The sequence below is a fragment of the Sneathiella chinensis genome (assembly GCF_012720115.1).
GTDB lineage: Bacteria > Pseudomonadota > Alphaproteobacteria > Sneathiellales > Sneathiellaceae > Sneathiella > Sneathiella chinensis.
On sequence record NZ_VNWN01000004.1, the window covers coordinates 631,304 to 654,157 of the forward strand.

General features: G+C 57.5%; 22 protein-coding genes. 17 read left to right on the forward strand and 5 right to left on the reverse strand.

The window, feature by feature from the left end; translation table 11 throughout:
• Positions 1 to 21: 21 nt before the first annotated feature.
• Positions 22 to 2,070, forward strand: coding sequence for a hydantoinase/oxoprolinase family protein (locus FQB27_RS09525; protein WP_169560782.1), 2,049 nt, complete (start codon positions 22 to 24; stop codon positions 2,068 to 2,070).
• Complete coding sequence (locus FQB27_RS09530) at positions 2,057 to 3,790, forward strand: hydantoinase B/oxoprolinase family protein (protein WP_169560923.1); 1,734 nt, start codon at positions 2,057 to 2,059, stop codon at positions 3,788 to 3,790. The genes FQB27_RS09525 and FQB27_RS09530 overlap by 14 nt, the downstream gene beginning before the upstream one ends.
• Here FQB27_RS09530 and FQB27_RS09535 read toward each other — a convergent pair.
• The 4 genes from FQB27_RS09535 to FQB27_RS09550 are packed head-to-tail and all read right to left on the reverse strand — an operon-like array spanning position 3,771 to position 7,024.
• Complete coding sequence (locus tag FQB27_RS09535) at positions 3,771 to 4,751, reverse strand: branched-chain amino acid ABC transporter permease (RefSeq protein ID WP_169560783.1); 981 nt, start codon at positions 4,749 to 4,751, stop codon at positions 3,771 to 3,773. The two genes, FQB27_RS09530 and FQB27_RS09535, sit on opposite strands and share 20 nt — an antisense overlap.
• Entirely contained in the window at positions 4,741 to 5,601 is an 861-nt protein-coding gene (locus FQB27_RS09540) for a branched-chain amino acid ABC transporter permease (RefSeq protein WP_169560784.1), read from the reverse strand. The genes FQB27_RS09535 and FQB27_RS09540 overlap by 11 nt, the downstream gene beginning before the upstream one ends.
• A gap of 12 nt (positions 5,602 to 5,613) precedes the next feature.
• A complete protein-coding gene (locus FQB27_RS09545; protein WP_169560785.1) occupies positions 5,614 to 6,315 on the reverse strand; it encodes an ABC transporter ATP-binding protein in 702 nt (233 codons plus the stop codon).
• Positions 6,308 to 7,024, reverse strand: a complete 717-nt coding sequence (locus FQB27_RS09550) for an ABC transporter ATP-binding protein (RefSeq protein WP_206374497.1) — start codon at positions 7,022 to 7,024, stop codon at positions 6,308 to 6,310. The genes FQB27_RS09545 and FQB27_RS09550 overlap by 8 nt, the downstream gene beginning before the upstream one ends.
• A 280-nt stretch (positions 7,025 to 7,304) precedes the next feature.
• On the opposite strand from FQB27_RS09550, the gene FQB27_RS09555 reads away from it, so the two are divergent.
• From FQB27_RS09555 to FQB27_RS09605, 11 genes are all read left to right on the forward strand, one after another.
• Positions 7,305 to 8,471, forward strand: a complete 1,167-nt coding sequence (locus FQB27_RS09555) for a substrate-binding protein (RefSeq protein ID WP_169560787.1) — start codon at positions 7,305 to 7,307, stop codon at positions 8,469 to 8,471.
• Between the two features lie 37 nt (positions 8,472 to 8,508).
• Positions 8,509 to 9,240: an isochorismatase family protein gene (locus tag FQB27_RS09560; protein ID WP_206374499.1), complete on the forward strand. Its 732-nt coding sequence runs from the start codon at positions 8,509 to 8,511 to the stop codon at positions 9,238 to 9,240.
• Positions 9,241 to 9,429: 189 nt separating this feature from the next.
• Entirely contained in the window at positions 9,430 to 10,674 is a 1,245-nt protein-coding gene (gene phnA / locus FQB27_RS09565) for a phosphonoacetate hydrolase (RefSeq protein WP_169560789.1), read from the forward strand.
• Between the two features lie 38 nt (positions 10,675 to 10,712).
• Positions 10,713 to 12,143, forward strand: coding sequence for a phosphonoacetaldehyde dehydrogenase (gene phnY, locus FQB27_RS09570; protein ID WP_169560790.1), 1,431 nt, complete (start codon positions 10,713 to 10,715; stop codon positions 12,141 to 12,143).
• A gap of 203 nt (positions 12,144 to 12,346) precedes the next feature.
• On the forward strand, positions 12,347 to 13,441 hold the full coding sequence (locus FQB27_RS09575) for an ABC transporter ATP-binding protein (protein WP_169560791.1): 1,095 nt from the start codon (positions 12,347 to 12,349) through the stop codon (positions 13,439 to 13,441).
• Positions 13,438 to 14,775, forward strand: a complete 1,338-nt coding sequence (locus FQB27_RS09580; protein ID WP_169560792.1) for an ABC transporter substrate-binding protein — start codon at positions 13,438 to 13,440, stop codon at positions 14,773 to 14,775. Before FQB27_RS09575 ends, FQB27_RS09580 begins: the two co-directional genes overlap by 4 nt.
• Positions 14,776 to 14,779: 4 nt before the next feature.
• Positions 14,780 to 15,670 carry an ABC transporter permease gene (locus tag FQB27_RS09585; protein WP_169560793.1) on the forward strand — a complete coding sequence of 297 codons (891 nt, stop codon included), beginning with the start codon at positions 14,780 to 14,782 and terminating at the stop codon, positions 15,668 to 15,670.
• A complete protein-coding gene (locus FQB27_RS09590) occupies positions 15,667 to 16,509 on the forward strand; it encodes an ABC transporter permease (protein WP_169560794.1) in 843 nt (280 codons plus the stop codon). Before FQB27_RS09585 ends, FQB27_RS09590 begins: the two co-directional genes overlap by 4 nt.
• 63 nt (positions 16,510 to 16,572) lie before the next feature.
• Positions 16,573 to 17,358 (forward strand): alpha/beta fold hydrolase, encoded by a 786-nt coding sequence (locus FQB27_RS09595; RefSeq protein ID WP_169560795.1) that lies wholly within the window; start codon positions 16,573 to 16,575, stop codon positions 17,356 to 17,358.
• Between the two features lie 8 nt (positions 17,359 to 17,366).
• Positions 17,367 to 18,266 carry a ribokinase gene (locus tag FQB27_RS09600; RefSeq protein WP_169560796.1) on the forward strand — a complete coding sequence of 300 codons (900 nt, stop codon included), beginning with the start codon at positions 17,367 to 17,369 and terminating at the stop codon, positions 18,264 to 18,266.
• 336 nt (positions 18,267 to 18,602) lie between these two features.
• Positions 18,603 to 19,355 carry a FadR/GntR family transcriptional regulator gene (locus FQB27_RS09605; RefSeq protein WP_169560797.1) on the forward strand — a complete coding sequence of 251 codons (753 nt, stop codon included), beginning with the start codon at positions 18,603 to 18,605 and terminating at the stop codon, positions 19,353 to 19,355.
• 39 nt (positions 19,356 to 19,394) lie between these two features.
• Here FQB27_RS09605 and can read toward each other — a convergent pair whose 3' ends face one another.
• Entirely contained in the window at positions 19,395 to 20,030 is a 636-nt protein-coding gene (gene can / locus FQB27_RS09610; RefSeq protein WP_169560798.1) for a carbonate dehydratase, read from the reverse strand.
• A 196-nt stretch (positions 20,031 to 20,226) separates the two neighbouring features.
• Here can and paaA point away from each other — a divergent pair, with 196 nt between their 5' ends.
• From paaA to paaD, 4 genes are read left to right on the forward strand one after another with little or no spacing between them, the layout of a single operon-like run.
• On the forward strand, positions 20,227 to 21,231 hold the full coding sequence (paaA, locus tag FQB27_RS09615) for a 1,2-phenylacetyl-CoA epoxidase subunit PaaA (RefSeq protein ID WP_169560799.1): 1,005 nt from the start codon (positions 20,227 to 20,229) through the stop codon (positions 21,229 to 21,231).
• A 3-nt stretch (positions 21,232 to 21,234) separates the two neighbouring features.
• Positions 21,235 to 21,534, forward strand: a complete 300-nt coding sequence (gene paaB, locus FQB27_RS09620; protein WP_169560800.1) for a 1,2-phenylacetyl-CoA epoxidase subunit PaaB — start codon at positions 21,235 to 21,237, stop codon at positions 21,532 to 21,534.
• Between the two features lie 38 nt (positions 21,535 to 21,572).
• Complete coding sequence (gene paaC / locus FQB27_RS09625) at positions 21,573 to 22,340, forward strand: 1,2-phenylacetyl-CoA epoxidase subunit PaaC (protein WP_240953439.1); 768 nt, start codon at positions 21,573 to 21,575, stop codon at positions 22,338 to 22,340.
• Between the two features lie 7 nt (positions 22,341 to 22,347).
• Positions 22,348 to 22,845, forward strand: a complete 498-nt coding sequence (gene paaD / locus FQB27_RS09630) for a 1,2-phenylacetyl-CoA epoxidase subunit PaaD (protein ID WP_169560801.1) — start codon at positions 22,348 to 22,350, stop codon at positions 22,843 to 22,845.
• Positions 22,846 to 22,854: the final 9 nt, after the last annotated feature.

Here is a 22,854-nt window from a genome sequence, read left to right on the forward strand (position 1 = left end):
AGACGGCAGACGGGAGGCAAGATGACAGGAACAGTAATCGGCGTCGATGTGGGCGGGACCTTCACGGACCTGATTTCGGCGGACCCCGAAACCGGACAGGTGGCCGTTAGCAAGGTTCCCACAACCCTCGACAATCAGGCCTTCGGGGTTATCGAGGCCATGCAGGGGGTGGGCGTCGATCTTTCCGACGTGGTGGCCATCAATCACGGGACCACCACCACCACCAATGCGCTGCTGGAGCGGAAAATCGCCCGGGTGGGACTGGTGACCACCCGGGGCTTTCGCGATGTTCTGGAACTTGGCCGCCGGACCCGGCCCCAGCCCTATGGCCTGAAAGGCCGGTTCAAGCCACTGATTTCGCGAGAATACCGCATGGAGGTGCCAGAGCGTATCAATGCGGATGGCGAAGTTGTCGTCCCGCTGGACGAGGCGGCGCTAAGGGATAAAATTCGCACTCTTGTTGAGATGGGGGCGGAAAGCCTCGTCATTCATTTTCTGCACAGTTATAAAAATCCCGATCATGAAAAACGGGCGTTGGAGATTGCCCGCGAGATGTGGCCCAACCGGTTTGTGACGGCAGGCCATGAAATCCTGTCCGAATACCGGGAATATGAGCGCGGCACCACGGCGGCTATCAACGGGGCGATCCGGCCGGTGCTGGATCGCTATATCAACCGGCTTCAGGAAGAACTGACCCGGGGGGGCTTTGCCCATGATCTTCTGGTCATGCAGGGCAACGGGGGCAGTGTTTCCTCGCGCATTGTGGCGGAAAGTGCGGTCAATACGGTCATGTCGGGGCCAGCCTCAGGCGTGATGGCGGCGGCGGCCACCTGCCGCGAGGCCGGGATTGACAAGGTCATCACCTACGACATGGGGGGGACCAGTTCCGATGTAGGCATGGTTCAGGGCGGCGTTCCGCAGGTGACGGCGGAACTGGATCTTGAATATGGCATGCCGATCCATGTTCCCATGGTGGATGTGCATACCATCGGGGCGGGCGGGGGGTCCATCGCCTTTGTCAATGAGGCGGGCCTGTTGCAGGTCGGGCCGGAAAGTGCCGGGGCCACGCCAGGGCCGATCTGTTACGGTCGCGGCGGCACGCAGCCCACCATCACCGATGCCAACCTTGTGCTGGGCCGGTTGGATGCGGAAAAGCTGCTGGCAGTCGATCATCCGGTGTCATTAGAGGATGTCCGCCGGGCGTTTGAACGCGAGATCGGCCACCATTTCGGCATGACCGCAGAGGAAGTCGCCACGGCAATTCTGCAGGTTGCCAACAACCGGATGGCCGGGGCAATCCGTATGGTCAGTCTGTCGCGGGGCCATGATCCGCGGGACTTTGCCCTGTTCGCCTTTGGGGGCGCTGGCCCGTTGCATGGGGGCGCATTGGCGCGGGAACTTGGCATTCCGCGTGTGGTGATCCCGGCCCGGCCCGGCATCACCAATGCCCTTGGATGTGTGGTGTCCGACCTCCGGCATGATTTCGTCAATACGGTCAACACCCCGCTGGCCGCCGTGAAGATCGAGCAGGTGCGCGAGATCATCCGCCAGCAGATCAATGATGGCAAGGCCATGATCGAGCGGGACGGGGTCGCGACCCGTGAACTGGTCTATCTGTTTTCCGCCGATATGCAGTTTCAGGGACAAAGCCACATGCTGAGTGTGGAGATCAGTGGCCCGGACGTGACACGGGAGGAGTTACAGCGACGCTTTGACGAGGTTTACTGGAAACGGTTCGCGGTGGAACTACCGGAAATCAAGGCGGTGCTGGTCAATCTGCATACGGCCGTGATCGGCAAGCGGGACAGTGTTGATCTGAAAACCCTTGCCGGGACAGCACAGGCGGATCGGCTTGAGGCCGCACAGCGGACAACGCGCCGGGTCATGTTTGCCGGTGACTGGTTCGAGACGCCCGTTTTTTGGCGGGAAAAACTGCCGCAAAGCCTGAGTTTGACCGGTCCCGCCATTCTGGAGCAACTGGACACCACCATTGTGATCGAGCCGGGTGACCGGGTGACAGCGGATCCTGTCGGCAACCTGATTGTGGAGGTGCATGATGAAAGAGCTTGATCCCATTACCCTGTCGGTCATCCAGAATGGCCTGATCCAGGTCTGCAATGAAATGGATCTGGCCTTTGTGCGCGCGGCCTTCAGCCCGGTTATCTCTGAGGCGCTGGACCGGTCGGACGGGATTTATGCCGCCGATACCGGCGAGTTGATCGCGCAAGGGGAACTGGGCCTGCCGATCTTTGTCGGGACCATGCAATTCTCGACGCAGGCGGTGATTGAACGGGCGAAAGAGGTGCGGCCCGGGGACATCTATATTGTCAACGATCCCTATCTTGGGGGAACGCATCTGATGGATGTGAAGTTCGTCCGCCCGTTTTTCTATAAGGGGAAATTGTGGGCGTGGCTGGCCAATACAGGGCACTGGCCGGATCTTGGTGGTGCGGTCCCCGGCGGTTTTTCCGCCAATGCCACAGAAGTGGAGCAGGAAGGATTGCGCCTGCCGCCGGTAAAATTGTTCAAGGAAGGTACGCTGGACGAGGAAATCCTGTCTATCATCCTGTCCAATATCCGGATCGCGGACCAGCGGATTGGCGATATCAAGGCGCAGGCCGCGGCGCTCTCCATCGGGGATCAGCGCCTGACCGAACTTCTGGACCGGTATGGCGAGGATGTGGTCACCCGGTCCATTCGGGAATTGAAGGTCCGGGCGTCCGAGCAGATGCAGGCCAAGATCGCCGATATTCCCGATGGATGCTATCACGGGGTGGCGTATGTGGATTCCGATGGGGTTGTGGATGAACCCTTGAAAATCGATATGAAGGTGACTTCAAAGGGGAACCGCTTGCATTTCGACATGTCCGGTTCCAGCGCGCCCTGTATGGGGCCCATGAATTCGGTGCTGGCGACGACCAAATCCTCCATCTATCTGGCCATGAAGCATATTTTCCCGGATATCCCCATCAATGCGGGTACGTTTGAACCGCTGGATATTGACGATCCCGAGGGAACGTTTCTTTATGCCCGTTATCCCCGGCCCGTGTCGGGATGCGCCGCCGAGGTCAGCCAGCGGATTGCGGAGGCGGTGTTCAATGCGCTGGTCGATGTGATCCCCGACCTGCTGTTCGCGGCCCCGGCGGGGACATCAGGCAATCTTGCGGTAGGCGGATATGACCCTGAGCGAGAGAAGGCCTATGTGATGTATGTGATTTCGGGTGGGGGCTATGGGGGCTACCGGGAGGGGGACGGTCTGTCAAACGGCTGTTCCACGATCGGTATTTCCAAGACCACACCCATTGAGGTGATGGAGCAATATTACCCCGTTCTGTTCGAGGAATATTCCCTGCATGAAGGGTCCGGCGGTGCCGGGCGGCAGCGCGGCGGGTTCGGGGTGAATTACCGGATACGCCTGCGTCGCGGCGAGGCGCGGGCCTCCATGGTTATGGATCATGGCCGGTTTGGCCCGCTGGGGGCACTGGGCGGTGAGGATGGCGGCACCAACAAGGTGCTGGTGGAGGCCGGCGGTCAGGCGTATGTGCCGCCGCACCTGTCCAAGGATCAGGATATCCAGATCCGGGCCGGGGATTGCATTTCCGTATCCACACCGGGCGGCGGCGGTTTTGGTGATCCGTTTGATCGGTCGCCGGACCTTGTGGCCCGCGATGTCCGGCGGGGATATTACACAGCTGAACAGGTTCGCGAACGGTTCGGGGTGGTTATTGACCCCGGTACCGGCACTGTGGATGAACTGGAGACCTACCGCCTCAGGACGGCGGCGGAGTAGGCCGCCGCCGCCGGGTCAGGGCCTGCAGCGGTGTGGCGATCAGGCCGCGCGGCAGCAGGACGACGCTTGCCATAAAGGCAAGGCCAAGGATCAATGTCCAGAAATCGCCGAACAGTTCTGACAGCCAGCCTTCGGAAAAACGGGTCAGCAGCGCCCCCAGAAACGCCGCAAGCAGCATTTCTTTGCCGCCGATGGCAACCCAGATCAGAACCTCGGTTGATAGGGAAAAGCCGATCAGGGTGGGCGAGACAAAGCCGTCAACGGTAACAAACAGCGCCCCGGACAGACCCGCCAGTGCGGCACTTGCCGCAAAGACCACCAGCTTGATCTGAAGCACACTGAACCCGAAAAAAGCCAGTCGGTCGGGATGGTTTCGAAGGGCAGTCAGGACCAGCCCGAATGAGGATCGGGTGAGAATGTTGAGCGCAAGGAACAGCGTGACCACGATGGCCAGAATGACATAATAGGTCGGCAGCGCATCCCAAAGTTCATAACTGTATCCGAACAGGCCGATATCGAGGGGCGGAATATCCAGAAGCCCGTTATATCCGCCAAGGGCGTACCAGTTGCTCATCAGGCGTTCCAGAACCACGGCAATGGCCAGCGTGACAATCGCCAGATAGGCCCCGCCGATGCCCCGGCCCGCAAACAGGAACCAGCCAAGGGCCAGCGCCAGAAGGGCCGGTCCCGTGATCGCCACCAGCAAGCCAAGGTAACTGTTTGTCAGGTCCGGGAAGATCATGCCCTTGGTGACGATGGCCATCAGGTATCCCCCCGTCCCGAAGAAAATCGCCTGCCCCAGACAGAGAATACCGCCATAGCCCCAGACAAGGGACAGGGACAGGGCAAACAGGCCATAGATCAGGTAATAGGTGAACTGACCGGTCCAATAGTCCCCGGCAAACAGGGGCAGGGCGGCAAGGGCGGCAAAAATCGCGACAGTGACAAGGTTATTTCCCACGGCGCCCTCCCAGCAGGCCTTCGGGGCGAAGGCGGATGACAAGAATGGCCATGATGAAAACTGCAATCTGGGCCGCGACCGGCGATATCCAGACGGTCAGCAGGCTGTTGGTTCCGCCAACGGCAGCCCCGCCCGCCAGAACACCGGCAAGGGGACCGGCCCCGCCCACCAGAATGGACAGGAAACCGGGGATCAGATAGCCAAGACCCATTTGCGGATCAACACTGATCAGCGGGGCGACAAGGGCGCCGGCAATTCCGGCAAGGGTGGTGCCAATCACAAAGCTGCGGCGATACAGGCTGCGGGTGTTGATCCCGAGCGTGGCCGCCGTATCAGGCCGCGCAATCACGGCACGGGCGGTGAGGCCAAAATCCGTTTTCAGGAACAGCCAGAAGGTCAGGCCGATCAGGGCAATGGATGCCCCCATCAGAAGCAATCGGTACAGCGGATAGGAAAATTCCCCAAGTGACACGGTGTCGCTCAAAGGGGAGATAACGCTTTGCGCCTCGGGGCCGAAAATCAGCACAATGCCCTGTTTCAGGGCGATGGAAAGCCCCCATGTGGCAAGAATGGTGTCCAGCGTCCGGGTATAGATATGCCGGATCAGGGCGGCCTCGATCAGCAGGCCAAGCAACCCGACAAGGATCCCGGAAAACAGAACCCCGACCAGAAACGGTAGGCCCAAAGACTGGCACACAACCATCACATAGGCCCCGACCATGAACAATTCACCATGGGCCATGTTGATGACACCCATCATGCCAAAAACGATCATCAGGCCAAGGGCAACAAGGATCAGCACCAGAATATAAGACAGGGCGTCCAGAAGGGGGGGCAGGATTTCAATCATTCTTTTGCCTTCTCAAATGGACAGATACCGGTGGATCAGGGTCTCGTCCGACCGCAGTTCCTCGGCGCTGCACTGGTCCGCCAACTGGCCGTTTTCCATGAACAGGATATGGTCGGCCATGGTCCTGACCATATCCACATTTTGTTCGACCACCAAAATGGTCAGGCCGGTTTCCCGGGCGATCCGGGCCAGTTGCAGACTGATTTCGTGGACGATATTGGGCTGGATCCCCTCGGTCGGTTCATCCAGCAGCAGGATTTCAGGACCGGTCATCAGGGCGCGGGCAATGGCCAGAACCTGTTGCTGTCCGCCTGAAAAGGTGCCCGCTTTCTGGTCGTGCCGTTCTTTCAGGATGGGAAACCAGTCATGAATTTGCGGCAACCTGTCAAGGTTGGACAGGCTGGAGCCAAGGGCGGCAAGACGCAGGTTCTCGGCAACGGTGAATTGTTCAAAAACTTCCCGCCCTTGCGGAACATAGCCGATACCGGCGCGGGAGATTTTATAGGTTTCCTTGCCGTTGATCTGGATGCCGTTCAGGTGGATGGTGCCGGATTTTACCGGTATCAGACCCATGATGGATTTCATCAGGGTGGTCTTTCCCATGCCGTTTCTGCCCATCAGGGCGGTGACCTGTCCGGTTTCAATACGGCAGGAAAAATTCCTGAGGACGGTGACCTCGCCATATCCGGCATTCAGGTTGGATATCTCAAGCATGGGGGGCCTCCGTCCGTCCGAAATAGAGTTCCTGTACCTGTTCATCCTGACGAATGGACTGGAAATTCCCGGATTTCAGGATTTGCCCCTTGGCCATGACAAGCAGGGGGCATTCAAGCTGTTCGATAAACCGGATGTCATGCTCAATCACCAGAACCGTAATCCCGCCGGTTTGGTTGATCTGGCGAATGAGGGCGGCGGTGGCAGCGGTTTCCGCTGCGGTCATGCCAGCGGTGGGCTCATCCAGAAGGATCAGTTCCGGCGCTTGTGCCAGCAGCATCCCGATTTCCAGCCATTGTTTTTCCCCGTGGGAAAGATGCTCCGCCTTCCAGTCGGCCTTGTCAGTCAGCAATACTTGATCAAGGATTGCTGTGGTCCGGGCGTTGTTGGTATCGTTGCGAATAGAGGTGATGCGCCCCTTCATGGCGGGCAGGGCCAGATTTTCCCGAACGCTGAGTTCCCCAAAAACGGCGGGAACCTGAAATTTCCGTCCAATCCCGAGGCGGGCGATCTTGTGCGGGGGCAGTCCGGTAATATCCCGGCCCTTGAACAGAATGGTTCCCCGGTCCGGTGTCAGGGCGCCGGTGATCAGGTTGAACAGGGTGGATTTGCCGCATCCATTGGGGCCGACAATGGCCGTCAGGCTGCCGGCGTCCAGCGACATGTGAAAGTCGTCAACTGCGCGCAAGCCACCGAATGTTTTGTCCAAGTCTGTAATCTGGAGAAAGGGCATCATCCCAACCCATGATCATAAGTATACTGACAATTAAGGGATGTATTATGTAGGCAGACATATGAATATTTCATAGGCATACAGACGAACGAGCCCCCTGTTTGAAGAAATTGACCTTAAAATTGGCCATATTGTGCGACAGTCACTTGCAGGTCGCCGGTAAAACGACATACACCTGTGGGCAGTCAACTGGTTTGACCCTATGTAAAACATAACAATATCGTTCGTAAACGGATAAAAAAGAAGGTGGGCGAAGATGAATATCACGCGCAGAAATTTTATGGCCTCTGTCGGGGCGGTCACCGCCGCCAGTACATTCCCCATGCCGTCCCTGGCATCCGGGACGACCATCAAGGTCGGGGCGGTACAGCCTTTTTCCGGTGGATTGGAACTGTTTGGCAAGCAGGCAAAGATGGGCCTGGACCTCGCCATGGCGGAAATCAATGCGGCGGGCGGTATCATGGGGCATCCGGTTGAGGTCCTGTATGAGGATAACAAGACCGACCCGAAAACATCCGTCGAGCGGGCCCGCAAGGTCATCCAGCGGGATGGTGCCATGGCCGTTTCCGGCCCGATTACCTCGGCGGCGAAGGATGCCATGGCCGGGACCATGCGCCGTCTGAAGACCCCGCTTTTCTATGCCACCAATTATGAGGGCGGCATTTGCGACCGGTATCTGTTCTCGTTCAATACGGTGCCCAATCAGGATACGGCCCCGCTGATCCCGTATCTGAAAGAGATCGGTGCTGGCAGCCGATATTATATGTTCGGGGCCGATTATGTCTGGCCGCGCAACATGTTCAAGGCGGCCAACAGCATGATTGATACCATTGGCGGTGAGACAATCGCCGAGGAATATACGCCCTTTGGCGTCAAGGATTTCTCGTCCGTCATTCGCAAGATTGCCGATAGCGGGGCGGAAATCCTGCTGTTCGCCCTGCCGGGGGCCGATGGCATCACCTTTATCAAGCAGGCCGAGGAGTTTGGCCTGATGCAGAAGGTAACCGTGGCGTTTCTCGGTTTTGCGGAAACCTATCTTGGGGCGTTTGGTCCGGGCAAGGGGGAAGGCATGTATGCGGGGCTGCCGCTGATTGCCAGTTCCGAGGAGCCGGGGGTTCAGGAATTTGTCTCCAAAATCCGCAAGCAGGAAGGAGACGATGCGGTCGTGTCCTTCTATGTGATGACCCATTATAACTCGCTGATGGCCATGAAGGCCGGGATGGAAAAGGCAGGGAAGGTGGACCGGGAGGCCCTGATCGACGGGATGGCCGGGCTGACCTTTGACATTCCCACCGGAAAGGCCAGAATAACCGAGCAGGATCACCATATTGCCATGAACATGTATATCGGCAAGACGGCGGATGGCAGCCTGAAGGTTGAAAAGGCGCTTGGCATGATCGAACCCGCCAACCAGTGCGGTTGAGCGATGATCGATCACAACAGCAGGTATGAGGGCAGGAATGCAAACCAGTGAGATTACAAACCAGTTGAAGGGGGTCATGCCCCTTTCCCTTGAAACCCTGGATTTGACAGGAGGCGACCGCAAGGTTGGCCTGATCATCGTGGATGAGGTTGTCGGGTTCGCATCGGTTGGCGGCGGGAACCTTGCGCCGCCGGTGCCCAATGAACAGGTCTCCGTAATGGTTTCTGAAACCGACCGGTTGGCGCGGCATTTTGATGCCGAAGGCTGGCCCGTTCTGGCGTTTCTGGATACCCATACACCGGGCAAGCCCGAGCCGCCTTATCCCCCGCATTGCGAGGAAGGCAGCGGCGAGGAGGAACTGGTGCCGGAGCTGAAATGGCTTCAGGACGAGGGCAAGGCCACGCTGGTCCGAAAAGATTGTATCAACGGGTTTGTCGGTGCCTTTGGCAAGGACGGGCGGAACGCCGTGGTCGATTGGGTTAACGAAAACCACATCACCGATCTGGTGATTGTGGGCATTTGCACGGATATCTGTGTGATGGATTTTGTCCTGACCATGCTGAGTGCCCGAAACCACGACATGATGCCGCCGCTGAAAGAGATCCATGTCTATGAAAAGGGATGCTCCACCTACAGCCTTCCCCGGGAGACCGCAATTGAGGTCGGCCTGCCGGAGGTTGCGGCCCATCCACAGGATATCACCCATTATATGGGTCTGTATTTCATGGCGTCCCGCGGGGCGCGGCTGGTTGCCGATATCCGTCTTTGAGGCGGTTTTCCCTGTTGTAAAACACTATAAATCAAATCGATGTTTTAAATTATAAATATCGATTTGATTTATTTATTACCGCTTTTCATACTCCTCACACTCTTGAAACATGACGGGGCTATCCTGACCGGGTAAGGTTGGGGCGTATCCCCCTGAAAAACGTGCATTTTTGTTGTGAAGGACCACAGTATGTCAAAGACCCCCGCCACAGTCACGGTGAACGACCGGACCTATGCCTGGCCGAAGCAGCCGGTGGTTGTTGTCTGTATTGATGGCAGTGAACCCGCTTATATCGAGCAGGCCATCAAGGACGGTGTCATGCCCTATATGGAAAAGGCGCTGGCGGGCGGGGCGGACCTGCGCGCCGATTGTGTGGTTCCCAGTTTCACCAACCCCAACAACCTGTCCATTGTGACAGGCCAGCCGCCCCGTGTGCACGGAATTTGCGGTAACTACTTCTATGACGTGGAAAATGACGTCGAGGTCATGATGAATGACCCGAAATTCCTGCGCGTTCCAACAATCTTCAAGGCGTTTTTTGATGAAGGCGCGAAGATTGCGGTGGTGACCGCAAAGGACAAGCTGCGGACCCTTCTTGGCAACGGTCTGGATGTCACCAGCGGCCGGGCGATCTGTTTCTCGTCCGAAAAATCCGCAGAGGCCACGATGGCCGAGAACGGGATTGATAACGCCTCCGAATGGATCGGGCGCGAGGTGCCGTCCGTCTACTCCGCTGAACTGAGCGAGTTTATCTTTGCCTGCGGGGTCAAGCTGATGGACGAGTTCAAGCCGGACCTGATGTATCTTTCCACAACCGATTATATCCAGCACAAACATGCGCCGGGAACGCCGGTGGCCAATGAATTTTATGCCATGCTGGATGGGTATCTGGCGGAACTGGAGGCCCGGGGGGCCGTGATCGCCCTGACGGCGGATCATGGTATGAAGCACAAGCATACGGACGCCGGAGAGCCGGACGTGATTTTCCTGCAGGATGTTCTGGATGACTGGCTGGGGCAGGGCGCTGCCCGGGTGATCCTGCCGATCACCGACCCTTACGTGGTGCATCACGGGGCGCTGGGGTCTTTTGCAACCGCGTATTTGCCCGAGGAAAACCGCGAGGAAACCATTGCCCGGTTGGCGGCGATGGACGGCATCATGGTGGCGCTGGATCGCAAGGCGGGGTGTGAGCGGTTTGAATTGCCGGAGGATCGGACCGGGGATGTCATCATTGTGTCCACGGATCACAAGGTTCTGGGAACCAGTGCCAGCCGCCATGACCTCAGTGCATTGAAAGAGCCGCTTCGCTCTCATGGTGGGATATCAGAGCAGCGGGTGCCGCTTCTGTGTAACCGTCCGGTGGATGGAATGGCAACAAGCCGCCCCTTGCGCAATTTCGATATTTTCGATCTGGCGCTGAACTACGCCCAGTAACCGAACCCGTAACAGAACCAGCAACAGGAAGGTTCACGATGTCCGTTCAGATACGTGTTGAGGCCATGCGCATTGCGGGAGAGAAAGTCACGACCCCGGATGTAGTAGAGGTGAGAAGCCCCTACAACGGGGAGGTTGTTGGCACCATTCCCAAGGGGCAGGTCGCTCATGTGCAGGCGGCGTTTCGCGCCGCTGCTGCCTATCAACCGACCCTCAGCCGTCATGAAAGATACGAAATTCTGCAAAAGGCCGCCGATATTCTGGTGGCCCGGAAGGAAGAGATTTCCGACCTGATCACGGCCGAGTCGGGTCTTTGCAAGAAAGACAGTCTGTACGAAGTGGGCCGTGCCTATGATGTGTTCAGCCTGTCGGCCCGCCTTTGCATCATGGATGACGGGGAGGTTTATTCCTGTGATATCACGCCCCACGGCAAGAAGCGGAAAATCTTCACGGTTCGGGAGCCGCTGACCGCGATCAGTGCGATCACCCCGTTCAACCATCCGCTCAATCAGGTGGCGCACAAGGTGGCCCCGTCCATCGCTACAAATAATTGCATGGTCCTGAAGCCTACGGAAAAAACGCCACTGACCGCGTTGTTGCTGGCCGATATTCTATATGATGCCGGGTTGCCGCCCGCCATGTTCTCGGTTGTGACAGGGGCACCGGAAGACATCGCCGATGAAATGCTGACCAACCCGGATGCGGAACTGGTCACCTTTACCGGTGGGGTGCCGATCGGCAAGTATATTGCCGAAAAGGCGGGGTATAAACGCAAAGTTCTGGAACTGGGCGGGAACGATCCGCTGATCGTGATGGAGGATGCGGATCTGGACAAGGCGTCCGATCTGGCCGTCGCGGGTGCGTATAAGAATTCCGGTCAGCGCTGTACGGCGGTCAAGCGTATTCTGGTGGCGGACAGTGTGGCGGACCGGTTCGTGGACTTGCTGACGGAAAAGACGGCGGTGCTTAAATACGGGAATCCGTTCGATCCTGAAATGGATATGGGTACCGTGATTACCGAGCAGTCCGCCAAGCTGTTCGAGGCGCGGGTTAATGATGCTGTCGCAAAAGGGGCTGTCCTGAAATATGGAAACAAGCGGGACGGGGCGGTTTACTCCCCCACGGTGGTGGATCATGTCCCCTTTGATTGCGATCTGGTGCGCGAGGAAACCTTTGGCCCGGTGGCACCGGTTATTCGCTTTACCGATATTGACGATGCCATCCGGATTTCAAACTCAACCGCTTTCGGTCTGTCGTCCGGGGTGTGTACGGATAACTGGCCGCATATCCAGCGATTTATCCGGGACCTTCGGGTGGGTACGGTGAATATCTGGGAAGTGCCCGGATACCGGATCGAGATGTCGCCTTTTGGGGGGATCAAAGATTCCGGGCTCGGATACAAGGAAGGGGTTCTTGAAGCCATGAAAAGTTTCACCAACCTGAAAACCTATTCCCTCCCGTGGGAGTGATCCCCAACCATTTCTCCAGGAGCTATTGCTCCGTTCAGTGAAAAAGGCCAGAGACCGGGCATTCGGTCTTTGGCCTTTTTTGCATCGCTCCCTGTCTGACCGCCCTGATTGTCCTAGATGACGGCAGATCACGGATTTTTGAGGGCAATCTCCCGCCGACTTATATAGAGTATGCCCAAAATAATGATTGGGGTTAGGTGGGTATGAGCGGATTGAGGCTGGACGGGATTGTATCCGCGTTTGAGGATGGTACCCGGATCGGGCCCGTTTCAATGACGGTGCCTGAAGGCCGCATGGTGGCCCTTCTCGGGCCCTCCGGTTGCGGGAAGACCACCAGCCTGCGCGTTGTTGCCGGATTGGCACCGGTCCATTTGGGACGCGTGACCTTTCGCGGGCAGGACATGACGAACGCGCCTGCGGCCCGCCGGTCGGTCGGGATGGTGTTCCAGAATGCGGGACTGTTCCCCCATATGACCGTGGCAGAGAATATCTCGTTCGGTCTTCGCATGGGAAAACGGCCCCGGCAGGAAATTCGGGACAAGCTGGACTGGATCACGGAAAAAACAAACCTGTCCGGTCTTGAACACCGATTGCCGGCCCAATTGTCCGGCGGCCAGAAACAGCGGGTGGCGCTGGCCCGGTCTCTTGTTCTGGACCCGGATATCCTGTTGCTGGATGAACCCCTGTCCGGGCTGGATGCAAATTTACGCGAAAGAATGGCCGGGTTTATCCGCGATCTGCAACAAGACCTTGCCATCACCACCTTATTCGTCACCCATGATCAGGAAGAGGCCCTGATGCTGGCGGACGAGGTGGCCGTTATGGCGGCGGGCCGGGTTTTGCAGCAGGGCACACCGCAGGCCGTCTATTCCCGGCCCGCCTGTCTTGAGGTGGCGACCTTTATGGGGGGCACCAATTTCCTGTCGGTCACGGGCTGCCGGGATGGTGCCTTTGAAACCGAAATTGGCCGGATTGCAGGGCCGGTCAGCACCAGCGCGGCAGGCGGGGTGAGCCACCTGATGATCCGCCCGGAAAATATCGGCATTGAGCCCGCCGGGGAGGCACCGGGAAATGCCAAAGATGGCGGCGGCGCGGCGCTGAATGTTTGGCCCGCGAAGATTATATCCGTCCGCTATCATGGCGGGCTTGAAACCATCCTTCTGGAGGTTGCCGGGCGCCAACTGGTTGCGCGCCAGAAGGCAGGCCAGCTTCCCGCAGCAAGCGCGGCGGTGCGGATCGTGCTGTCCCCAGACCATATATGTCCCTTGAACGATGAGATACCGGGAGAAAAAGTATGACGTTGAAACTTCCAATGATGGCCCTTGCCGGTTTTGTGGCGCTGGGCATGGTCCCATCCGTTGCGGCGGCTGCCGATACGGCGGCGGAACAGTTCCGGGATCAGTTTCTGAACGGTGAATTGACATGGGACGATGTTTCGGCCCGCGCCCGGCAGGAAGGCGAGGTCAACTGGTTCCATTGGGGCGGCAGTGAGCAACTGAACAGCTGGATTGAACAGGTCGCGGCCCCGGAAATGAAAAAGCTGGGGGTTACCCTGAAGACTACACGGTTGGCCGGAACACGGGAAGCCGTCGATCTGGTCCTGACAGAGAAGCAGGCCGGGCGCGGTGTTGGTGAAGGCAGTGTGGACCTGATCTGGCTGAACGGCGATAATTTTTATACCCTGTCCAGTCAGGACGCCCTGTTTGGGTCCTTCGCGGAAAAACTGCCCCAGTCCCGGAATTTCGAGTTTGATAGCACCGATCCCCGGTCCCAGTTGAACCTGTCCGATTTCGGAACCCCGACGGGCGGGCAGGAAATGCCGTGGTCCGGTGAGCAATATATCTGCTACGCGGATATGGCCCGCCTGCCGAGGCAGGAGGCCCCGGCGGATTTTGAAGAACTGGAAGGCTGGCTGAAGGAAAATCCGGGCCGGTTCACCTATGTCAAACCACCGCATTATATCGGCAATACCTTTGTTCAAACCGTGCTGTATGCCTTTAATCCGAGCGGGCGCGGGTATCAGGATTTCCAAAAACCGATTGAGGAATTTACACCGGAGGCTCTGGCGGAGATTATGCTGCCGGGGTTTGAGTATCTGAAACGGATCGAGCCGCATCTGCTGCCGGTCTATCCCCAGAACCAGCAGGCCAATCAGGCGCTTTATAATAACGGCGAAGTGGATCTGGCCTGCGAGTTCGGATTGTATCTGGTCGACAGCTACCGGAAAACCGGTGCCTTTTCCGAAACAACAGAGACCTTGCTGTTTCCCAATACGGGCATGATCAAGAACAAGAACTTCCTGACCATCCCGGTCAACGCACCCCATCCGGCGGCGGCGCTGGTCTTTGCCGACCTGATGTCGCGCTTTGACATGCAGGCCTCAAAGCTGGAAAAGATCGGGTATCCGCTTGGCATTGATCGCTGGAAACTCAGCAAGCAGCAGCAGGAGACAGCGAACAGTGTTGCCCCGTCCCATTTTGGTGTAACGGCCGAGGATCTGGCGGCGGTTGCGGTTCCCGATACCAATGCCTCCCTCGTCAAGGTGATCGAGCGGGTCTGGCAGGCCTATATTGAACGAAAGTCGGACAAGCCGTTCCCGGAAATTGTCCTGAACGCCATGAAGGCCGGTTAAGGCAATGAACGGCAAAGAAGGGCGCTTGACCCTGACGAAATGGCTGGGACTGCTTCCGGCCCTGACAGTGTTGGCGGTTCTGTTTGCCGGCGCCCTTGTCTTTGCTGCCGTTCAAAGTTTTGGTCATGCCCCCCAATATGGGGTGACCGAGTTCCCAACCCTGAAATATTACAGGGGAGTTCTTGGGGATGATGGCTTCTGGGTGTCTCTCGGGATCACGTTTTATTATGCACTGGTTCCAACCGTGTTGGGGGGTGCCCTCAGTCTGGCGCTGGCCCTCAGTTTGTCCCGGCGGTTCCGGGGCAAGGCGCTGGCCCTGTTCCTCTATCGCATTCCCATGGTTGTTCCCTATCTGGTGGGGGTCAGTCTGGCCATTCTGCTCTTTGCCAATGGGGGGCTTTTTGCCCGGCTTTTTCATGCGCTTGGGGTGATCGCAACACCCGCAGACTTTCCCCGCCTGATCCAGACAAGTGGCGGGGTCGGGATCATGATGGTTTACCTTTGGAAGCAGGTGCCGTTCATGACGGCCATGCTCTATGCCAACCTGATTGTGATCGGCCGCCAGCCAGAGGAAGCGGCCACGTTGCTGGGGGCGTCGCCGTGGCAAACCTTTCGCCATGTCACCCTGCCGCGTCTCATGCCGGCGCTGGTCGGCAGTACCCTGATTGTGTTTGCCTTCAATTTCGGGGCGTTCGAGGTGCCGTTCATTCTTGGGGCCGGGTATCCCAACACCCTGACTGTGGAAGCGTGGCGTCTGTTTGATAATCCTGACTATAGCCAGCGACCCGCCGCCATGGCGATTGTCTGCCTGTTGACGCTGATATCCGCGGTTTGTGTCCTTTTATACCTGATGCTGTCCCGGCGTTTTGACAGAACCGTGGGGCGGGCCGCATGATCGGAAAACTGGCCCCGTGGCAGCGGATCTTGCTGCTGTTCTTCCTGTTCGTGATTGCCGGACCGTTCCTTCCGGTTGCCGTTGCCTCGTTCGCGTTTCGCTGGGGCTGGCCCGATTTGCTCCCCTCCATCTGGTGGTGGGAGCGGCGGGACGCGGCCCCTTTCCCGCTGGGGTGGGATTATATTTTTGATCCGGTGTCCCGTGTGGTGCCAGCGTTGGGAAACACGCTTCTGATTGCGGGGCTGGTCACGCTGATTGCGCTGGCACTCAGTATCCCGGCGGCAAGAACCTTGGCCCGGCACCGGTTTCGCGGGCGCAGCGGCATCGAACTGTTCCTGACCTTTCCCCTGATCGTGCCGGAAATCGCCGTCGGGATCGGCATGTTGTTCATTTTTATCAGCCTTGGGCTGTATGGCAGCCTGTGGGCCGTGGTTCTGGCCCATCTGGTGCCGGTATTGCCCTATATGATCCGGGTGCTGATCCCGGTTTACCGGGAACTGGATGCGGGACTGCTGGAGCAGGCGGCCCTATTGGGGGCGGGGCGACGGCAAACCTTTTTCCATGTGGAACTGCCGCTGATTGCACCGGGGGCCTTGGCGGCGGCCCTGTTTTCGGTGGTGATTTCCACGAATATCTTTCTGCTGACCTTCTATATGGGGCGGGGGCAGATTGATACGCTGGCCACGTTGCTGTTTTCCAAGGTCAGCGGGGGCGGGGCCCTTGATCCCGTGGCCGCCGGCCTGACCCTGATCATCTGCATTCCGGGTTTTCTGTTCCTTGCCTTGTCGCACCGGATCATTCGTGAAAACGTGTTTTCGGACGGCATAGATAATTCGTGACCAGACGACATTTTCCGCTTATAGATCGAAGAACAAATAAAAGAGCCGCAAAGGGAGGCCGGAATGTTTGTGACCGTTAATGGAAATCGGTTCGAAGCATTGCTTGAGGGGCCGGACGGGGCGCCTGTCGTTACCCTCAGCCATTCACTCTGTACGAACCTGAAGGCATGGGATGACCTGACCGAGGCGCTGGTCCCGGATTTTCGGGTGCTGCGCTACAGTATGCGCGGGCACGGCCGTAGCGGCGCGACCCCCGGACCTTACAGCCTGTCCGGTCTTGCCGCGGATGTGGCCGCCTTGCAAACGTCTTTCGGGATTACGAAAAGCCACTTTGTCGGCCTGTCCATTGGCGGCATGATCGCCCAGACCTTTGCCCTTGAGCATCCTGAACGACTGGACAAGCTGGTCATTGCCAGTTCCCTGTGCGAATTGCCGGAAGGGAGTGCCCCTCTTTGGGCTGAGCGGATCGCCGCCGCACAGCAAAACGGGATAGAGGCATTGGTAGAGCCAACGGCGGAGCGGTGGTTCACCAAGGCAGCCTTTGATGCGGGGCATCCCGCCATTGAACGGGCGCGAGCCATGATCCGGGAAACATCGCTTGAGGGCTATATCGGTTGCTGCCACGCGATTTCCAATCTGGACCTGTCCGGCAGGCTGCCTGGGGTCAAGGCTGAAACCCTCGTCATTGTGGGGCGGGAGGATCAGGGAACGCCCGTTGCCGCGTCAGAGCGGATCGCCGCCTGTATTCCCGGAGCGGTATTAAAGGTTGTCGAGGAAGCCTCCCATCAGGTGGCGCTGGAGCAGCCGGAGATTTTCCAGTCCACCCTAGTTGATTTCCTGAAATCCTGAGAGGTTCCATGATTGTCGTTTTCGGGTCCATTAATATTGATCAGGTCTATCAGATGGCATCCCTGCCTGAACCGGGAGAAACGGTTCTGGGTACAGCCTATTTTCAGGTTCCGGGCGGCAAGGGAGCCAATCAGGCGCTGGCGGCCCGGCGGGCCGGGGCCCCTGTCACCATGATCGGGTGCGTAGGGCGGGATGCCAATGCGGAACCGGCCCTGCACCTGATGCGAGAGGGCGGGGTGAATCTGGATCATGTGGTTGAGGACAGTGCCCCAACGGGCAGCGCTTCCATCTGGGTGGACCGTCAGGGTGAAAACTCGATTGTTGTCTGCGCCGGGGCAAACGGTTCCCTCGCGGCGGAGCATGTGCCTGATGCGGTCCTGAAAAAGAACGGGCTGTTGCTGCTTCAGATGGAGACCGACCCGGAAGAAAACTGGAAGCTGCTAACGCGGGCCAAGGCGCGGGGCATGAAGACCCTTCTTAATCTTGCCCCGGCGGGAGAGGTTCCGAAAACGGCCCTGAGCGCCGTCGACTACCTGATCATCAACGAGGGAGAAGGCCGGGCCCTGACCACGCAATATGATCTTGGAGACAAGCAGGGGGCGGCGTTGGCCGTTTCCCTGTCTGACCGGTTTAACCTGTGTTGTATCCTGACCCTTGGCGGGAAGGGGGTTGTTGCAGCCAGAGACGGCGATGTCATGGCCCAGCCGGCGCTGGAGGTCACACCGGTGGATACAACCGCAGCCGGTGACAGCTTCATTGGCGGTTTTGCGGCTGCCCTTTGGGAAGGCCGCGACCTGCGGTCGGCATTGCGCTTTGCCACGGCAACCGCCGGGCTTGCCTGTACCGTCGCCGGGGCACAATCCAGCCTGCCGGAGCGGGCGGATATAGACCGGGTTCTGGAAGGCTAGCGCTTCCGTCAAGGGGAACCCGAAACATTTTCTGTATAAAAGGCAGGTCTTAGGCTGATTCTCGTGCGTCAGGCGCAGGGTCGGTGTTTCTGCTGTTGTCGGCATCCTCTAAATTATGATATTTTAATTTAGTATCTCCCGGAAAATATTGAGAAACTGCCCGGCAGAGGGGCATCGCCGCAAAACCTTATAAAATTAGAACTTGTATTCTAATTCAAAATCGTAATTATTATTATGTTTTTTGTAAAAAGGCCGATTTTTAGGTGTTTGCACGTATCAGCATCTACCAGGCGCTTTCCTATAATTCGGAAGAGACCATGCGTTAGGGGGGTAAGTATGTTCGAAGTGTGTAGTCGAGGATATCCGGAAACCGGTATCCATGGGCGGGTTGTACATGAATTGGGTCGCGATATTGTGGGCGGCCGTTTCAAGCCGGGCGAAAAATTACCGGAAGAAGCCTGGATGATCGACAGGTTCTGCGGTAGCCGGACCGCCATTCGGGAGGCGTTGCGGGTTCTGACGGCCAAGGGCCTGTTGGAGGCGCGGCAAAGATATGGAACCAGTGTCCGGGAAAAGCGGTTCTGGAACCTGTTGGACCCGGACGTCCTTTCTTGGCAGGCGCTCGATGAACTGGATGAAGAGGCTGTTCGCAATCTGATGGAAATAAGGGTGTCTGTTGCCCCGCTGGTGGCCCGAATGGTGTCGGAGCGGTCAACGATTGATGAACTGCGGGCCATTAATGGCGCCTGTGAGGCGATGGAGCAGGCGGAAAGGCTTGGCAACAAGCATGACTTTTTCCGGGCAGCGGTCGAGTTCAACATGTGCCTTTTCGAAGCTTGCCACAATGATTTCATTGTTCGGCTTCGGGATGCCATCAAACTGTTGCTTGAATATGGGTATCGGCAAACGGAACTGAAACGGTGTCAGCCGTTTGCATCCTCGCGGATGTATCGGGCGGTGCTGGAAAAAATCAGGAAAAGGGATGCCAACGGGGCAGAACTGGCCATGCAGTCCATCATTGCGCAGGCCACCGAAGCGTTGGAGATTGCCTTCGCGTTTGAGCGGCGGGAGTTCAGGGAGCGGGCCTGAAACCCGCTACCCTGTTGATGGGAAAAGATAAGATAGGGATTAGCTGTTGATACGGTAGGCCGGGTGAATCTGGTCATTCCCGGTAATATCCACCTTCAGGTCGCGCATCCGGCCGTCTGTCAAACCGTAGATCCAGCCATGGATGGTGACATTCTTTTTATTGCGCCATGCCTTCTGGATAATGGAGGTCTTGGCCACATTGCGGACCTGCTGGATGACATTCAATTCACACAGCCGGTCAACCTTGTCATTTTCATCCGGGATGGCTTCGATTTCCGCGTAGTTGTTGCGCAGGACATCCTTGATATTTGCCAGCCAGTTATCAATCTGGCCATGATCCTTGTCACCGAGTGCCGCCCGGATGCCGCCGCACCCGTAATGTCCGGTGACGGAGATATGCTCAACGCCCAGAACCTCGACGGCATACTGGATAACGGCCAGACAGTTGGCGTCACTATGGGGCACCACATTGGCCACATTTCGGTGAACGAACAGTTCCCCCGGGTCCATTCCGACAATTTCGTTTGCCGGTACACGGCTGTCTGAACAACCAATCCACAGGTAGTTGGGCCTTTGAATCTCACTCAGTCGGGTAAAATACTCGCTGTCTTCCTCCAGTTTTTTCTTGGCCCATTTCTCGTTCCGAATAAACAGTTCCTCGGGTTTTATGCACATGAGATTATCCACAATCAAAAGAATGAAAGACTAGCAATGTCAACATTGTATGACGCGAAAATAATCTAGCTTGAGTTTTTTTCAAGGATTTTAGCAGGGACGCTGGGTTGCCAAAAATTCATTGTGATACATTTTTTATTGATAATATTTTTCAATTGTATCATTTTTATATGAGGCAATTGAAAGGTAGTCCGGCATGGCGGAAGAAACAGCGACTGCTGCCGTTCTGGTTCGAAAAGAGCCGGATCGGGAGGTTTTGGAAGAGGCGTTTCAGGTCAAGGTGGATGCGGAAACCCGCATTGAGCCAAAGGACTGGATGCCGGATGCTTACCGGAAAAACCTGATCCGCCAGATGTCGCAACATGCCCATTCGGAAGTCGTGGGGATGTTGCCGGAAGGAAACTGGCTGACCCGCGCCCCATCGCTGAAGCGGAAGGCGATCCTGATGGCGAAGATACAGGATGAAGGCGGGCACGGCCTGTATCTGTATAGCGCCGCCGAGACACTGGGAATAACCCGCGACCAGATGTATGACCAGCTTCTGGACGGGTCCGCAAAATATTCCAGCATCTTCAATTACCCCACCCTGAATTGGGCTGATATCGGCGCCATCGGCTGGCTTGTGGACGGGGCGGCAATTACCAACCAGATCGCCCTTTGCCGGTGTTCCTATGGCCCCTATGCGCGGGCCATGGTGAAAATCTGCAAGGAGGAAAGTTTTCATCAGCGTCAGGGCTACGACATCATGATGGTCATGGCAGAGGGGACTGCGGAACAACGCCGCATGGCGCAGGATGCCCTGAACCGGTGGTGGTGGCCTGCCCTGATGATGTTTGGGCCCCACGATGCGGAAAGTGCCCATACCAGCCAGTCCATGAAATGGAAGATCAAACGATCGTCCAATGACGAACTGCGCCAGAAATTCATCGATGCTACGGTTCCGCAGGCGGAGTATCTGGGGCTGACCATTCCCGATGATCAGTTGGCCTGGAACGCGGCAGAGGGGAAATATGACTGGGGGGAAATCGACTGGGATGAGTTTCGGAATGTGGTCAACGGCAATGGCCTGTGTAACCGGGAGCGTCTGGAAACCCGCCGCAAGGCCCATGAAGGCGGCCAATGGGTGCGCGAGGCTGCGCTTGCCTATGCGGAAAAACGGCAGCAACGGGCGGCGTCCGCGCCTGAAAAGAAGGAGATTTAGGTCATGACGGACAAAGCCCCCCTTCACGAGTTGCCCCTTTTTGAGGTGTTTATTCGCAGCAAGAACGGCCTGCATCACAGGCATGTGGGAAGCCTGCATGCCGCAGACGCGGAGATGGCATTGACGGCAGCGCGGGATGTTTATACCCGCCGCAGTGAAGGGGTCAGTATCTGGGTGGTCAGGACCAAGGATATCACCGCCTCTTCGCCTGAGGACAGGGGACCGTTCTTTGATCCCAACGAAGACAAGATGTATCGCCATCCCACCTTTTATGACTTACCGGATGAAGTGGGGCACATGTGAGGGGCGTATCCGGGCAGAAGACGGGGGAGGAGAAGATCATGATGAACCGACCGGAGACCGACCCCCATTTTGAATATCTGCTTCGATTGGGGGATAGCAGCCTGATTTTGGGGCAGCGTCTGGCAGAATGGTGCGGCAAGGCCCCGATCCTTGAGGAAGAACTGGCCCTGATGAATATCGGGCTGGACCTGATCGGGCAGGCCCGGTTACTGCTGTCCCATGCGGGGCAGGTGGAGGGCCGGGGCCGGGATGAAGACCGACTGGCGTTCTTCCGGGATGTGCAGGAATGGCGAAACCTTCTGCTTGTGGAGCAGGAAAATGGGGACTTCGCGAAGACCATGGCGCGGCAATTCCTGTTCGATACCTTTCAGGGGTTGCAGTATCGGGAGCTTGCCGCTTCGGCCGACAGCACGCTTGCTGAAATCGCGGTAAAGTCCCTGAAGGAAGCGGAATATCATCAGCGTCACAGCCGGAACTGGATGCTGCGGATGGGGGACGGAACCGAGGAGAGCCACACCCGTCTTCAAAAGGCCCTTGATGAGTTGTGGGGATATGTGCCGGAACTGTTCGAAATGGATGAGGTTGATCAGGCCATGATCGCCGCAGGGATTGGCATTGACACGAACGCCTTGCGGGCGGAATGGGACAGCCGGGTGAGGGAGGTCCTGTCTGAGGCCACGTTGACGGTCCCCGATGTGGGGTGGGCGGTGAGTGGCAGCCGGAAGGGACAGCATACAGAGCATCTGGGATATCTGCTGGCGGAGATGCAGTTCCTGCCCCGTGCCTATCCTGATGCCCGGTGGTAGAACCGTCATGGCCCCCCTTTCCCAAGCGACGGAGCAGGAGCGGATCCGGGAAATTCTGACGATGGTCAAGGATCCGGAAATCCCCGTTCTTTCCATTCAGGATATGGGGATCCTTCAGTCCGTTCAGGTGACGGCGGGCAACGCAGTCCAAGTCTCAATCATTCCCACCTATTCCGGGTGTCCTGCGATGGATGTGATCCGCGAGGAAATCAAAACGGTTCTGTTGCTTCATGGATATGGGGATGTGTGCGTCAAAACGATCCTGTCGCCGGCGTGGAGTTCGGATCTGATCACTGCACACGGACGCCGGAAACTGCAGGAGTTTGGCATTGCCCCGCCTGCGGGAAAATCGTCGGATCAGACAGGGGAGGGACCGGATGTCGCCTGCCCTTACTGTCAGTCCACCGATACCCGTCTAGTCAGTCAATTCGGGTCGACGGCATGCAAGGCCCTTTACAAATGCAACAATTGCCTTGAACCTTTCGATTATTTCAAATGCGTATAGGATTTCCCG

Bases quoted from the DNA above. Each gene is read 5' to 3' on its own strand.
- FQB27_RS09525 (WP_169560782.1), top strand. From the start codon at position 22: ATGACAGGAACAGTAATCGGCGTCGATGTGGGCGGGACCTTCACGGAC.
- FQB27_RS09530 (WP_169560923.1), top strand. From the start codon at position 2,057: ATGAAAGAGCTTGATCCCATTACCCTGTCGGTCATCCAGAATGGCCTG.
- FQB27_RS09540 (WP_169560784.1), bottom strand. From the start codon at position 5,601: ATGATTGAAATCCTGCCCCCCCTTCTGGACGCCCTGTCTTATATTCTG.
- FQB27_RS09545 (WP_169560785.1), bottom strand. From the start codon at position 6,315: ATGCTTGAGATATCCAACCTGAATGCCGGATATGGCGAGGTCACCGTC.
- FQB27_RS09555 (WP_169560787.1), top strand. From the start codon at position 7,305: ATGAATATCACGCGCAGAAATTTTATGGCCTCTGTCGGGGCGGTCACC.
- FQB27_RS09560 (WP_206374499.1), top strand. From the start codon at position 8,509: ATGCAAACCAGTGAGATTACAAACCAGTTGAAGGGGGTCATGCCCCTT.
- phnA (WP_169560789.1), top strand. From the start codon at position 9,430: ATGTCAAAGACCCCCGCCACAGTCACGGTGAACGACCGGACCTATGCC.
- phnY (WP_169560790.1), top strand. From the start codon at position 10,713: ATGTCCGTTCAGATACGTGTTGAGGCCATGCGCATTGCGGGAGAGAAA.
- FQB27_RS09575 (WP_169560791.1), top strand. From the start codon at position 12,347: ATGAGCGGATTGAGGCTGGACGGGATTGTATCCGCGTTTGAGGATGGT.
- FQB27_RS09580 (WP_169560792.1), top strand. From the start codon at position 13,438: ATGACGTTGAAACTTCCAATGATGGCCCTTGCCGGTTTTGTGGCGCTG.
- FQB27_RS09585 (WP_169560793.1), top strand. From the start codon at position 14,780: ATGAACGGCAAAGAAGGGCGCTTGACCCTGACGAAATGGCTGGGACTG.
- FQB27_RS09590 (WP_169560794.1), top strand. From the start codon at position 15,667: ATGATCGGAAAACTGGCCCCGTGGCAGCGGATCTTGCTGCTGTTCTTC.
- FQB27_RS09595 (WP_169560795.1), top strand. From the start codon at position 16,573: ATGTTTGTGACCGTTAATGGAAATCGGTTCGAAGCATTGCTTGAGGGG.
- FQB27_RS09600 (WP_169560796.1), top strand. From the start codon at position 17,367: ATGATTGTCGTTTTCGGGTCCATTAATATTGATCAGGTCTATCAGATG.
- FQB27_RS09605 (WP_169560797.1), top strand. From the start codon at position 18,603: ATGTTCGAAGTGTGTAGTCGAGGATATCCGGAAACCGGTATCCATGGG.
- can (WP_169560798.1), bottom strand. From the start codon at position 20,030: ATGTGCATAAAACCCGAGGAACTGTTTATTCGGAACGAGAAATGGGCC.
- paaA (WP_169560799.1), top strand. From the start codon at position 20,227: ATGGCGGAAGAAACAGCGACTGCTGCCGTTCTGGTTCGAAAAGAGCCG.
- paaB (WP_169560800.1), top strand. From the start codon at position 21,235: ATGACGGACAAAGCCCCCCTTCACGAGTTGCCCCTTTTTGAGGTGTTT.
- paaC (WP_240953439.1), top strand. From the start codon at position 21,573: ATGATGAACCGACCGGAGACCGACCCCCATTTTGAATATCTGCTTCGA.
- paaD (WP_169560801.1), top strand. From the start codon at position 22,348: ATGGCCCCCCTTTCCCAAGCGACGGAGCAGGAGCGGATCCGGGAAATT.